This is a genomic window from Mycolicibacillus trivialis (assembly GCF_002102395.1).
Lineage (GTDB): Bacteria > Actinomycetota > Actinomycetes > Mycobacteriales > Mycobacteriaceae > Mycobacterium > Mycobacterium triviale.
In genome coordinates, this window is sequence record NZ_LQPZ01000008.1 from 74150 (window position 1) to 86994 (window position 12845).

13 protein-coding genes and 1 pseudogene are annotated in these 12845 nt (G+C 72.8%); 12 read left to right on the forward strand and 2 right to left on the reverse strand.

Annotation, left to right across the window (positions count from 1 at the left end):
- Window positions 1-624, reverse strand: coding sequence for a hypothetical protein (locus AWC30_RS01855; RefSeq protein ID WP_085108048.1), 624 nt, complete (start codon window positions 622-624; stop codon window positions 1-3).
- A gap of 106 nt (window positions 625-730) precedes the next feature.
- On the opposite strand from AWC30_RS01855, the gene AWC30_RS01860 reads away from it, so the two are divergent.
- The 10 genes from AWC30_RS01860 (at window position 731) to aroQ (ending at window position 10265) form a co-directional block, all read left to right on the forward strand.
- Complete coding sequence (locus AWC30_RS01860; protein ID WP_085108052.1) at window positions 731-1132, forward strand: secondary thiamine-phosphate synthase enzyme YjbQ; 402 nt, start codon at window positions 731-733, stop codon at window positions 1130-1132.
- Window positions 1133-1219: 87 nt separating this feature from the next.
- Window positions 1220-3907, forward strand: coding sequence for an alanine--tRNA ligase (gene alaS / locus AWC30_RS01865; RefSeq protein WP_085108056.1), 2688 nt, complete (start codon window positions 1220-1222; stop codon window positions 3905-3907).
- A 3-nt stretch (window positions 3908-3910) separates the two neighbouring features.
- The gene (gene ruvX, locus AWC30_RS01870; protein WP_085108059.1) at window positions 3911-4417 is read left to right on the forward strand and encodes a Holliday junction resolvase RuvX; all 507 of its coding nucleotides are present in this window, start codon (window positions 3911-3913) and stop codon (window positions 4415-4417) included.
- Window positions 4410-5657, forward strand: a complete 1248-nt coding sequence (locus tag AWC30_RS01875; protein ID WP_085108062.1) for an endolytic transglycosylase MltG — start codon at window positions 4410-4412, stop codon at window positions 5655-5657. Before ruvX ends, AWC30_RS01875 begins: the two co-directional genes overlap by 8 nt.
- On the forward strand, window positions 5647-6459 hold the full coding sequence (locus tag AWC30_RS01880; RefSeq protein WP_234807903.1) for a shikimate dehydrogenase: 813 nt from the start codon (window positions 5647-5649) through the stop codon (window positions 6457-6459). The genes AWC30_RS01875 and AWC30_RS01880 overlap by 11 nt, the downstream gene beginning before the upstream one ends.
- A gap of 10 nt (window positions 6460-6469) precedes the next feature.
- Entirely contained in the window at window positions 6470-6901 is a 432-nt protein-coding gene (locus AWC30_RS01885) for a prepilin peptidase (protein WP_234807904.1), read from the forward strand.
- Between the two features lie 49 nt (window positions 6902-6950).
- A complete protein-coding gene (gene aroC, locus AWC30_RS01890; protein WP_085108614.1) occupies window positions 6951-8153 on the forward strand; it encodes a chorismate synthase in 1203 nt (400 codons plus the stop codon).
- 8 nt (window positions 8154-8161) lie between these two features.
- A complete protein-coding gene (locus AWC30_RS01895; protein ID WP_085108069.1) occupies window positions 8162-8746 on the forward strand; it encodes a shikimate kinase in 585 nt (194 codons plus the stop codon).
- Window positions 8743-9831 carry a 3-dehydroquinate synthase gene (aroB, locus tag AWC30_RS01900; protein ID WP_085108072.1) on the forward strand — a complete coding sequence of 363 codons (1089 nt, stop codon included), beginning with the start codon at window positions 8743-8745 and terminating at the stop codon, window positions 9829-9831. The genes AWC30_RS01895 and aroB overlap by 4 nt, the downstream gene beginning before the upstream one ends.
- On the forward strand, window positions 9828-10265 hold the full coding sequence (aroQ, locus tag AWC30_RS01905; protein ID WP_085108616.1) for a type II 3-dehydroquinate dehydratase: 438 nt from the start codon (window positions 9828-9830) through the stop codon (window positions 10263-10265). The genes aroB and aroQ overlap by 4 nt, the downstream gene beginning before the upstream one ends.
- A 233-nt stretch (window positions 10266-10498) precedes the next feature.
- Here aroQ and AWC30_RS17960 read toward each other — a convergent pair.
- Window positions 10499-11119 (reverse strand): annotated as a pseudogene (locus AWC30_RS17960) (B-4DMT family transporter); the annotation flags it as partial.
- A 48-nt stretch (window positions 11120-11167) separates the two neighbouring features.
- Here AWC30_RS17960 and AWC30_RS01915 point away from each other — a divergent pair.
- Window positions 11168-12259, forward strand: coding sequence for a M24 family metallopeptidase (locus tag AWC30_RS01915; protein WP_085108075.1), 1092 nt, complete (start codon window positions 11168-11170; stop codon window positions 12257-12259).
- A gap of 15 nt (window positions 12260-12274) precedes the next feature.
- Window positions 12275-12838: an elongation factor P gene (gene efp / locus AWC30_RS01920; RefSeq protein WP_085108078.1), complete on the forward strand. Its 564-nt coding sequence runs from the start codon at window positions 12275-12277 to the stop codon at window positions 12836-12838.
- Window positions 12839-12845: the final 7 nt, after the last annotated feature.

Below are 12845 nucleotides of genomic sequence, written 5' to 3' on the forward strand. Positions count from 1 at the left end.
TCAGCTGACGAGCTCCGGCACCCGCAGATGCGCGACCGCGAGCTCGAATTCACCGACGTCGACCTGGGTGGCACCGAGCATCCGCAGCAGGTCCGCGCGCACCGTCGACGCCTCATCGCGGGTGCGGTCCAGGGCATCACGATCCTCGAACGACGAACACGACACGGCCAGCCCGGACCGGCGGTCCACCAGTAGGCTGGCGCTGCAGAACCCGTCGAGCCCGTCCATGGCCGGCAGCGCCGCCGCCCGGTAATTGCCCACCCAGCGGTCCAGCTGGTCGGGGTCGGCCTTGGCCCAGGTGCACCGCGCGACCGCCCCGCGGCGGGTGAGCCGGCCCCGGTGCAGCACCTTGATCTCCCATTCGGCGACCCGGGCGGGGCCACCGAACACCTCGGCGGCGCTGTCGCGCATCGGACCGACCCAGGCCGCGCTGGCGTGCATCAGCTCGCGGTCCAGCCAGGAACTGGTGATGATGCACCGCCCCGAGCGGCGGTCGGCCAGCAGCGACAGGCCCACGTAGCCGTCGATGCCCTGCATGACCGGCATAACCCGGTCCCGGATGTGGGCGACACCGTCGTCGATCAACGCGGGATGGGCGAAAACAGTCGTCGAGCGTGCAAACATGGCGCACTTCCTTGCCAGGTCGGGGCGACGCCCCGGCGACGCCGCCGGTCTGCCCTCCACTTTCCTCCCCCCGGCGGGCGGATTCAACCGTCGATAGGCTGAGGCGATGGACACCGACGTGCTGGAAGTCGACACCGCCACCCGGCGCATCGTGGATCTCAGCGACGCGGTGCGCGGGTTCTGCGCCGGGCACGCCGACGGGCTGTGCAACGTGTTCGTGCCCCACGCCACGGCCGGGGTCGCCATCATCGAGACCGGCGCGGGCTCCGACGCCGACCTCGTCGACGCCCTCGAGCGGCTGCTGCCGCGCGACGACCGCTACCGGCACGCCCACGGGTCGCCCGGCCACGGCGCCGACCACCTGCTGCCCGCGCTGGTCGCCCCGTCGGTGACGGTGCCGGTGCGCGGCGGGGAGCCGCTGTTGGGGATCTGGCAGAGCATCGTGCTGGTCGACCTCAACCGCGACAACCCGCGCCGCTCGGTCCGATTGAGCTTTCTGGGCGGATGACCGCGGGCCCGGCTCGTCGGTGAGGGACCGCGCGGCGGGCCGGTACTGTGGTGCGGTCGAACCCACGCATACAAGGACGGCGGAGACGTGCAGACACACGAGATCAGGAAACGCTTCCTCGATCACTTCGTGAAGGCCGGCCACACCGAGGTGCCCAGCGCCTCGGTGATCCTCGACGACCCCAACCTGTTGTTCGTCAACGCCGGCATGGTGCAGTTCGTGCCCTACTTCCTGGGCCAGCGCACCCCGCCGTACACCACCGCCACCAGCATCCAGAAGTGCATCCGCACCCCCGACATCGACGAGGTCGGGATCACCACCCGGCACAACACCTTCTTCCAGATGGCCGGGAACTTCTCGTTCGGCGACTACTTCAAACGCCGGGCGATCGAGCTGGCCTGGGCGCTGCTGACCAACGCCGTCGACGACGGCGGCTACGGCCTGGACCCGCAACGGCTGTGGGTCACCGTCTACCTCGACGACGACGAGGCCATCGCGCTGTGGCAGGAGGTGGCCGGGCTGCCGCCGGAACGCATCCAGCGCCGCGGCATGGCCGACAACTACTGGTCGATGGGCATTCCCGGACCCTGCGGCCCGTCCTCGGAGATCTACTACGACCGCGGCCCGGAGTTCGGCGCCGAGGGCGGCCCGGTGGCCGACGAGGACCGCTACCTGGAGATCTGGAACCTCGTCTTCATGCAGAACGAGCGCGGCGAGGGCACCGGCAAGGAGTCCTACCCGATCCTGGGCCCGCTGCCGCGCAAGAACATCGACACCGGCCTGGGCATCGAGCGGGTCGCGCTGGTGTTGCAGGGCGTCCACAACGTCTACGAGACCGACCTGCTGCGCCCGGTGCTGGACACCGTGGCCGCGTCGGCCGCCCGCCCCTACGACGCCGGCAACCACGCCGACGACGTGCGCTACCGCATCATCGCCGACCACTGCCGCACCGCGGCGATCCTGATCGGCGACGGGGTCAGCCCCGGCAACGACGGCCGCGGCTACGTGCTGCGCCGACTGCTGCGCCGGGTGATCCGCTCGGCCAAGCTGCTGGGCATCGAGAAACCGATCGTCGGGGACCTGATGGCCACCGTGCGTGACGCGATGGGCCCTTCCTACCCGGAACTGGTCACCGACTTCGACCGGATCGCCCGGATCGCGGTGGCCGAGGAGACCGCGTTCAACCGCACCCTGGCCGCCGGCTCGAAGCTGTTCGACGAGGCCGCGCAGGCCACCAGGGCGGCGGGCACCACGGTGCTGTCCGGCGCCGACGCCTTCGCCCTGCACGACACCTACGGCTTCCCGATCGAGCTCACCCTGGAGATGGCCGCCGAGGCCGGCCTCGAGGTCGACGAGACCCGCTTCCGGTCGCTGATGGCCGAGCAGCGGGAGCGGGCCAAGGCCGATGCCGCCGCCCGCAAACACGCCCACGCCGACCTGACCGCCTACCGCGAACTGATCGACGCCGGCCCCACCGAGTTCACCGGTTTCGACGAGCTGAGCTCCGAGGCGCGCATCCTGGGCATCTTCGTCGACGGCGCCCGGGTCCCGGTGGTGGCCCACGACACCGCCGTCGGCGCCGGGCGGGTCGAGCTGGTGCTCGACCGCACCCCGCTCTACGCCGAGTCCGGCGGGCAGATCGCCGACGTCGGCACCGTCACCGGCGGCGACGGCACCGCCCGCGCCGCGGTCACCGACGTGCAGAAGATCGCGCACACCCTGTGGACGCACCGCATCACCGTGGAGTCCGGCGAGTTCGTGGAGGGCGACACCGTCACCGCGGCGGTGGATCCGCAGTGGCGCAAGGGCGCCACCCAGGGCCACTCCGGCACCCACCTGGTGCACGCCGCGCTGCGCCAGGTGCTGGGCCCGGGTGCGGTGCAGGCCGGATCGCTGAACCGGCCCGGCTACCTGCGGTTCGACTTCAACTGGCAGGGCCCGCTCTCCGAGGAGCAGCGCAGCCAGGTCGAAGAGGTGACCAACGAGGCCGTGCAGGCCGACTTCGCGGTGCACACCTTCGACGAGGACCTGGAGAAGGCCAAGGCGATGGGCGCCATGGCGATGTTCGGGGAGCGCTACCCCGACCGGGTGCGGGTCGTCGAGATCGGCGGACCGTTCTCCCTGGAACTGTGCGGCGGCACCCATGTGCGCAACTCCGCGCAGATCGGCCCGGTCACCCTGCTGGGGGAGTCCTCGGTCGGATCCGGGGTGCGCCGGGTGGAGGCCTACGTCGGCCTGGAGTCCTTCCGCCACCTCGCCAAGGAGCGGGCGCTGATGGCCGGGCTGGCGTCCACCCTCAAGGTGCCCTCCGAGGAGGTTCCCGCGCGGGTCGCCACCCTGGTCGAGCGGCTCAAATCCGCGGAGAAGGAGCTCGAGCGGGCCCGGTTGGCCGGTGCCCGCGCCGCGGCGGCCGATGCGGCCGCCGGCGCCGAGCGGGTCGGTAAGGTTCGACTCGTGGCGCACCGGTTGTCTGGTCCGATGAGCGGCGCCGACCTGCGCTCCCTGGTCGGTGACGTCCGCGGCAGGCTGGGCGCCGACCCGGCGGTGGTGGCGCTGATCGCCGAGGGCGCCGACGGCGCCGTACCCTACGTCGTCGCGGTCAACGACGCCGCCCGCGACCTCGGGCTGCGCGCCTCGGCGCTGATCGCACCGCTGTCGGCGGCGGTCGCCGGCCGCGGCGGCGGCAAGGACGACCAGGCGCAGGGGTCCGGCAAGGACCCGTCCGGCATCGACGCGGCACTGGCAGCGGTGCGCGACGAGATCGCCCGGAGCTGACCGATGACCACCGCCGAACACCGCCGCCCCGACCGGCCCGGCCCCGACGATCCCGGCCGCGGCCGGCGCCTCGGCATCGACGTCGGCACGGTGCGGATCGGTGTCGCGGTCAGCGATCCCGACGCCATCCTGGCCACCCCGGTGGAGACGGTGCGCCGCGACCGCTCCGGCGGCCACCTGCGGCGGCTGGCCGCGCTGGCTGCCGACCACGCGGTGGTCGAGGTGGTCGTGGGCCTGCCGCGCACCCTCGCCGACCGCACCGGGCCGTCGGCGCGTGACGCCATCGAGGTGGCCGACGCACTCGCCGCCCGGGTCGCGGTGCCGGTCCGGCTGGCCGACGAGCGGCTGACCACCGTGGGCGCCCAGCGCTCGCTGCGGCAGGCCGGGATCCGCGCCAAACAGCAGCGCGCGGTGATCGACCAGGCCGCCGCGGTGGCGATCCTGCAGAACTGGCTCGACGAGCGTCGCGCGGTCGCCGACGCCCGGCCTGGAGGTGCCGAGCGTGACTGACGATTGGGGACAGCGGCGCGCCAAGCCGGTCGCCGTCGGGCCCGCCGCCCGGCACCGGCTGCCCCGCTCGCAGCGGATGCGCCGGGAACGCGCGCGGCGCCGCCGACGCATCACCGGCACCCTGGTGACCGCGTTGCTGGCGGTGGTCGTGGTCGCAACCGTGGTGCTCGGCGCGAAGCTGTGGCACACCCTGGCCGGTGACCGCGGCGACTTCCGCGGCGACGGCGAACGCGACGTGGTGATCCAGATCCACGAGGGCGACACCACCACCGCCGTCGGCCAGACCCTGCTGGACACCGGGGTGGTCGCCACCGTGCGCGCCTTCGTCGACGCCGCGCACGGCAACGACAAGATTTCCGCCATCCAGCCCGGCTTCTACCGGATGCGTACCGTGATCCCGGCCGCCAGCGCCGTCGAACGCCTCGCCGACCCGCAGAACCGGGTGGGCCGGCTGGTGATCCCGGAGGGACGCCAGCTCGACGACACCATCGACATGAAGACCGACGAGGTCACCCCGGGCATCTTCACGCTGATCGCCCAGGCCAGCTGCGTCGAGCTGGACGGGGTGGACCACTGCGTCGAGGCCGACGACCTGCGCACCGCGGCGGGCACCGCCAGCCCGGCGATGCTGTCGGTGCCGGAATGGGCCGCGCTGCCGGTCACCCAGATGGGCCGCGACCACCGCCGCATCGAGGGGCTGATCACCCCAGGCACCTGGAACGTCGACCCGTCCGGATCGGCGACCACCATCCTGTCGCGGCTGATCGGCGCCAGCGCCACCGCCTACACCGCCGCGGGGCTGCCCCGCTCGGCCGAGCCGCTGGAGATGTCGCCCTACGACGTGCTGGCGGTGGCCTCGCTGGTGCAGCGGGAGACCAAGCCGGCGGACTTCCCGAAGGTGGCGCGAGTCATCTACAACCGGCTGCATCAGCACCGCAAGCTGGAATTCGACTCCACGGTGAACTACCGGCTGGACCGCCAGGAGGTGGCCACCACCGACGCCGACCGCGCCGAGCCGACCCCGTGGAACACCTACATGACCGAGGGCCTGCCGGCCACCCCGATCTGTTCGCCGGGTGAGGACGCGCTGCGGGCCGCCGAGCATCCCGCCGACGGGCCGTGGCTGTACTTCGTCACCGTCGACCTGCAGGGCACCACCTTGTTCTCCGCCGACTACGAGCAACACCTGGCCAACATCGAGACGGCCAAACGCAACGGTGTCCTCGACAGTGTGCGCTGAGCGCGCCCGCAAGGCCGCGGTCCTCGGCTCACCCATCGCGCACTCCCGCTCCCCGGTGCTGCACCTGGCGGCCTACCGCGCGCTGGGGCTGACTGACTGGAGCTACCAGCGCATCGAGTGCGACGCCGCCGCGCTGCCCGGCCTGGTCGCCGGGTTCGGCCCGGAGTGGGTGGGGGTGTCGGTGACCATGCCCGGCAAATTCGCCGCCCTGGCGGTCGCCGACGAACGCACCGACCGCGCCGCGCTGATCGGGTCGGCCAACACCCTGGTCCGCACCCCGGGCGGGTGGCTCGCCGACAACACCGACGTCGACGGGGTGACCGGGGCGCTGGGCTCGGTCACCGGCCCCGCCGTGGTGGTCGGCTCGGGCGGCACCGCACCGGCGGCCGTCCTCGCACTCGCCGGACTCGGTGCCGACGGCATCACCGTGGCCGCCCGCGACCCGCAGAAAGCGGCCCGCCTGGTCGCACTCGGTGAGCGGCTCGGCGTGGCCACCGGCTACTGCGCCCTCGACGACCCGGCGCTGCCCGCACTGGCCGGCGCCGCCGCGGCCACCGTCAGCACCATCCCGGCCGCGGCGGCCGCCGCCCACACGGCGGCGCTGTCCGGAACCGCGGTGCTGCTCGACGCCATCTACCAGCCCTGGCCCACGCCGCTGGCGGCCGCGGTGACCGCGGCAGGGGGCACCGCGATCAACGGCCTGCAGATGCTGCTGCACCAGGCGTTCACTCAGGTGGAGTTGTTCACCGGCCGGCAGGCGCCGCGGGAAGCGATGACTTGCGCGCTGGCCGAGCACGGCTGACACTGCTGCGGTGGCGCTACGGGCGGGCCTGGGCCTGGCGGCGCTGGCCTGGCTGGTGACACTGACCTGGTGCGACCTGCGCGACCGGCGGCTGCCCGACACGCTGACCCTGCCCGGCGCGGCCGCGGCGCTGGCCGGCGCCGGGCTGCTGGGTCGGGGGCTGCCCGCGCTGGCCGGCGCGGCCGGCCTGGCCGGGCTGTATCTGCTGGTTCACCTGCTGCGGCCGGCCGGGCTCGGCGGCGGAGACGTGAAACTGGCGCTGGGCGTCGGGGCGATCACCGGCTGTTTCGGCCCGGCGGTGTGGACGCTGGCCGCGCTCGGCGCGCCGCTGCTGACCGCCGGTTGGGGATTGCTCGCGGCGCGGCGCGGGGTAGCCGCCGTGCCGCACGCCCCGGCGATGGCGCTGACCGGCGTCGCGGCCGTCGCGCTGACGGTGCTGTGAGCGCCCGGCGGTTTTCCCCGCACCACGCCCGCATGGGAAGATGGGACGCGTGTTGCGATGGACTACCGCCGGTGAATCCCACGGCCGCGCCCTGATCGCCGTGGTCGAGGGCATGGTCGCCGGTGTCCCCGTCACCGCCGACGACATCGCCGCCCAACTGGCCCGCCGCCGGCTCGGTTACGGCCGTGGCGCCCGGATGAAGTTCGAGCAGGACCAGGTCAGCGTGCTGGCCGGGGTCCGGCACGGCATCACCCTGGGCGGGCCGATCGCGGTGGAGATCGGCAACACCGAATGGCCCAAATGGCAGGCCGTGATGTCGCCGGACCCGGTCGACCCGGCCGACCTGGAGGTGGCGCGCAACGCCCCGCTGACCCGGCCGCGGCCCGGCCACGCCGACTACGCCGGCATGCTCAAGTACGGCTTCGACGACGCCCGCCCGGTGCTCGAGCGGGCCAGCGCCCGGGAGACCGCCGCCCGGGTCGCCGCGGGCACCGTCGCCCGGGCCTTCCTGCGCGAGGCGCTCGGCGTGGAGGTGCTGTCCCACGTCATCGCGATCGGCGCCTCCGAGCCCTACACCGGGCCGCCGCCGCAGGCCGGCGACCTGCCGGCCATCGACGCCAGCCCGGTGCGGGCCCACGACAAGGCGGCCGAGGAGTCGATGATCGCCGAGATCGAGGCCGCCAAGGCCGACGGCGACACCCTCGGCGGGGTGGTGGAGGTGGTCGCCACCGGCCTTCCGGTCGGCCTCGGCTCGTTCACCAGCGGCGACAACCGGCTGGACAGCCAACTCGCCGGGGCGGTGATGGGGATCCAGGCGATCAAGGGCGTCGAGATCGGCGACGGCTTCGCCACCGCCCGCAGGCGCGGCAGCGCCGCCCACGACGAGATGTACCCCGGCGCCGACGGGGTGGGGCGCTCCACCAATCGGGCCGGCGGCCTGGAGGGCGGCATGACCAACGGCCAGCCGGTGCGGGTGCGCGCCGCGATGAAACCGATCTCCACCGTGCCGCGGGCGCTGGCCACCGTCGACATGGCCACCGGTGAAGAGGCCGTCGCCATCCACCAGCGCTCCGACGTCTGCGCGGTACCGGCAGCCGGGGTGGTCGCCGAGACCATGGTGGCGCTGGTGCTGGCCCGGGCCGCGCTGGCGAAATTCGGCGGGGACTCGCTGACCGAGACCCGCCGCAACATCGACGCGTACCTGCGGGCGGTCGCCGAACAGCAACCGGCCGCGCACCGAGCGTCAGGGTAGCCGGGGCGATGGCGCCGCGGGCCGTACTGGTGGGGCTGCCCGGATCGGGCAAGTCCACGATCGGTCGGCGGCTGGCCAAGGCCCTCGGCGTGCCGATGCTCGACACCGACGTCGCGATCGAACAGCGGACCGGCCGCACCATCGCCGACATCTTCGCCACCGACGGCGAACCCGGCTTCCGCCGCATCGAGGAAGAGGTGGTGCGCGCCGCCCTCGCCGAGCACGACGGGGTCCTGTCGCTGGGCGGCGGCGCCATCACCACCGCCGGGGTCCGGGACGCGTTGGCCGGGCACACCGTGGTCTACCTGGACATCTCACTGGCCGAAGGGGTGCGGCGCACCGGCGGCAGCACGGTTCGCCCGCTGCTGGCCGGGCCGGACCGGGCCGAGAAGTACCGTGCGCTGATGGCCGAGCGGGCGCCGCTGTACCGCAAGGTCGCGACCGTGCGGATCAACACCAACCGCCGCAACCCGGGCGCGGTCGTCCGCCAGATCGTCTCCCGGCTGCAGAAACCCAAACCCGTCCCCGACACCAAGCCCACGCCGGCCACCGCGGCAGCGCTGGCCGCCCGACGAACCGAGGTCCGTGAATGACTCAGCCCGAACCGGTCACCGTGCAGGTGCAGACCGACCCGCCCTACCCGGTGGTGATCGGAACCGGTCTGCTCGGCGACCTGGCCGAGCTGCTGCAGGGCCGCCACCGGGTGGCGATCCTGTACCAGCCGACGCTGGCGGCCACCGCCGAGGCGATCCGCGCGCACCTGGCCGACACCGGGATCGACGCGCACCGCGTCGAGATCGCCGACGCCGAGGACGGCAAGGAGTTGCCGGTCCTCGGGTTCATCTGGGATGTGCTGGGACGAATCGGGTTGGGCCGCAAGGACGCCCTGGTCAGCCTGGGCGGCGGGGCCGCGACCGATGTGGCCGGGTTCGCCGCCGCGACCTGGTTGCGGGGGGTGTCGATCGTGCACGTGCCCACCACCCTGCTAGCGATGGTCGACGCCGCGATCGGCGGCAAGACCGGGATCAACACCGATGCGGGCAAGAACCTGGTGGGCGCGTTCCACCAGCCCGACGCGGTCGTCGTCGACCTGGCCACCCTGGAGACCCTGCCGCCGCGCGAGATCGTGACCGGGATGGCCGAGGTGGTCAAGGCCGGGTTCATCGCCGACCCGGTGATCCTCGACCTCATCGAAGCCGACCCCGAAGCCGCCGTCGACCCCACCAAACCGGTTCTGGGAGAATTGATCCGGCGCGCGATCGCGGTCAAGGCCGAGGTGGTCGCCGCCGACGAGAAGGAATCGGAACTGCGCGAGATCCTCAACTACGGCCACACCCTGGCGCACGCCATCGAGGCGCTGGAGAACTACCGCTGGCGCCACGGCGACGCCGTCGCGGTCGGCCTGGTGTTCGCCGCCGAACTGGCCCGGCTGGCCGGGCGGCTCGACGACGCCACCGCCGATCGGCACCGCCGCATCATCCGTGCAATCGGATTGCCGGACACCTACCACGCCAACGCCTTACCGAAACTTATGGAGTACATGGCCGGCGACAAGAAGAGCCGGGCCGGGGTGATGCGGTTCGTGGTCCTCGACGGACTCGGCAAGCCCGGCCGGCTGGAGGGCCCGGACCCGACGCTGCTGGCCGCCGCCTACGCGGAGGTGGCGCGGCCGTGGTGACGGTGCAGGTGCTCAACGGGCCCAACCTGGGCCGGCTCGGCCGCCGGGAGCCCGACGTCTACGGCGCGCTCAGCCATGAGGATCTCGCCGCGCTGGTGCGACGCGAAGCCGAGGCGCTGGGGCTGACCGCGGAGGTCCGCCAGACCGACAGCGAAGCCGAACTGCTCGGCTGGATCCATCGGGCCGCCGACGCGGGCGAACCGGTGATCCTCAACGCCGGCGGGCTGACCCACACCTCGGTGGCGCTGCGTGATGCCTGCGCCGAACTGACCGCCCCCCTGATCGAGGTGCACATCTCGAACGTGTTCGCCCGCGAGGAGTTCCGCCACCACTCCTATCTGAGCCCGGTCGCCGCCGGGGTCATCGTCGGCCTCGGCGTGCAGGGCTACCTGCTGGCCCTGCGCTACCTGGCAGACGGGCCCACGGCCGGCTAGGGCTGCTCGCCGCGGTCGATCTCGGTGGTCTGCTCGTCCTCGGCGGGGGAGACCGCCGGGATCTCGGTGGTCGGCTCCGCGGAGCCGTCGGCGTCGATGCGGACCGTCTCCTCGGCCTGCCCGGCCTGGTCGGTCTCGACCGGCTGGGTCTGGTCCATCGTGTAGGCGGTCGGCGCGGGCACGGTCGGTGCGGCCGCGGTCTTCTTGCTCCGCTGCCACCAGCGCTTCTTCGGTTCGGTCTTCTCGAAATCGGGCAGCGTCGCGATCGCGGTGGTCTGCTCCTCACCGGCGGGCGCCAGCTCGGTGGTCTCGGCGCTCGCGGCCGGATCGACCGTCTCGGTGGCCTCGGCTTCGGCCGGTTCGCCGCCGACCGCGGCGAACACATCGGTGTCGGCGCGGTCGTCGTCGTCATCGGGACGCCGGCGGCGCAGCTCGGGGTTCTTCTCGTACTCCCGGTCCACCTGCCAGCGGCCGACGGCGACCGCGGCCACCGCAGGAACCCAGGTCAGCAGCGCGGTGAACGACGCGAACGTGGTCAACTCGTTGATCAGCGACCCGGCGTAGATGCCCTCATCGAACAGGGAGAACAGCCAGACGACCGCGCCGCCGAGCACCCCGGCCACCAGCCCGGCCAGCAGCCAGGTCATCGCCAGGTCGGTGCGACGCTCCGGGTCGGCGGTGGCCTTGGCGTCCTCGCGGCCGTCGGCGTAGGCCCACACCGCCACACCGGCGACAAAGACGAGCAGCAGCAGCACACTGATCAGCGTCGCGTGCATCTCGAAGGTGTTGATCAGCACACCCTGGATCAGCCGGATCACGATCATCCCCGCCGCGAAGACCAGCCCGCGCAGCAGCCAGTTGTTGGTCATGAGGCCACAGCGTAACGAGTACCGTTCCGGGGCGTGACACATTCCCACCGTCGAGCCGCCCTGCGCGACCGGATCGGAACCGCCGACATCGACGCACTGCTGGTCACCGACCTGGTCAACGTGCGCTACCTCAGCGGATTCACCGGATCCAACGCCGCGCTGCTGGTCTTCGCCGACGACACGCCGACCGTGCTGGCCACCGACGGCCGCTACCGCACCCAGGCGGCCGCGCAGGCCCCCGACGTCGAGGTGGCCATCGACCGCGCGGTCGGCAGGCACCTGGCCGGCCGGGCCGCCGCCGCGGGCACGCGCCGGCTGGGTTTCGAAAGCCACGTGGTCACCGTCGACGGACTCGACGCCCTGACCGCCGATCTGCCCGACGGCGCCGAGCTGGTGCGCGCCCCGCGGCTGGTGGAACCGCTGCGCGAGATCAAGGGCCCCGACGAGGTGGCGCTGCTGCGCCGGGCCTGCGCGGCCGCCGACGCCGCGCTGCGCGACCTGGTCGCACACGGCGGCCTGCGCGCCGGCCGCACCGAACGGCAGGTCGCCCGCGACCTGGAGGCCCTGATGGTCGAGCACGGCGCCGACGGCGCGTCGTTCGAGACGATCGTCGCGGCCGGAGCCCACTCCGCGATCCCGCATCACCGGCCCACCGAGGCGGTGCTGGCGACCGGCGACTTCGTCAAGATCGACTTCGGCGCGCTGGTGGCCGGCTACCACTCCGACATGACCCGCACGTTCGTCCTGGGACGCGCGGCCGACTGGCAGCGCGAACTCTACGAACTGGTCGCCACCGCGCAGCGGGCCGGCGCGGTGGCCGCGGTCGCCGGGGCCGCGCTCCGCGACGTCGACGCCGCCGCCCGCGACGTGATCGCCGACGCCGGGCATGCGGAGCGCTTCCCGCACGGGCTGGGCCACGGCGTGGGCCTGCAGATCCACGAAGCGCCCGGAATCAACGCCAGCGCCGCCGGTACACTGCTTGCTGGCTCCGCGGTAACGGTGGAGCCCGGCGTCTATCTGCCCGACCGCGGCGGTGTCCGGATCGAGGACACGCTGATCGTGGGGGACTCGGGGCAGACCCCGGAAGTGCTGACCCGGTTCCCGAAGGAACTGGCCGTCGTTTAGGAGACAGAGAAGACCGTGGCATCGACCGCCGACTTCAAGAACGGACTGGTGTTGGTCATCGACGGCCAACTGTGGCAGATCGTCGAGTTCCAGCACGTCAAACCCGGCAAGGGCCCGGCGTTCGTGCGGACCAAGCTCAAGAACGTCGTCTCCGGCAAGACCGTGGACAAGACCTACAACGCCGGGGTGAAGGTGGAGACCGCCACCGTGGACCGCCGCGACGCCACCTACCTGTACCGCGACGGCGCCGACTTCGTGTTCATGGACAGCGCCGACTACGAGCAGCACCCGCTGCCGGCCACCATGGTGGGCACCGCCGCCGACTTCCTGCTGGAGAGCATGCCGGTGCAGATCGCCTTCCACAACGGTGCGCCGCTCTACCTGGAGCTGCCGGTCAGCGTCGAACTGGAGATCACCCACACCGACCCCGGGCTGCAGGGCGACCGGTCCAACGCGGGCACCAAACCGGCCACCGTGGAGACCGGGGCGCAGATCAACGTGCCGCTGTTCCTCAACACCGGCGACAAGGTCAAGGTCGACACCCGGGACGGCAGTTACCTGGGCCGGGTCAGCGGGTGAGCCTGCC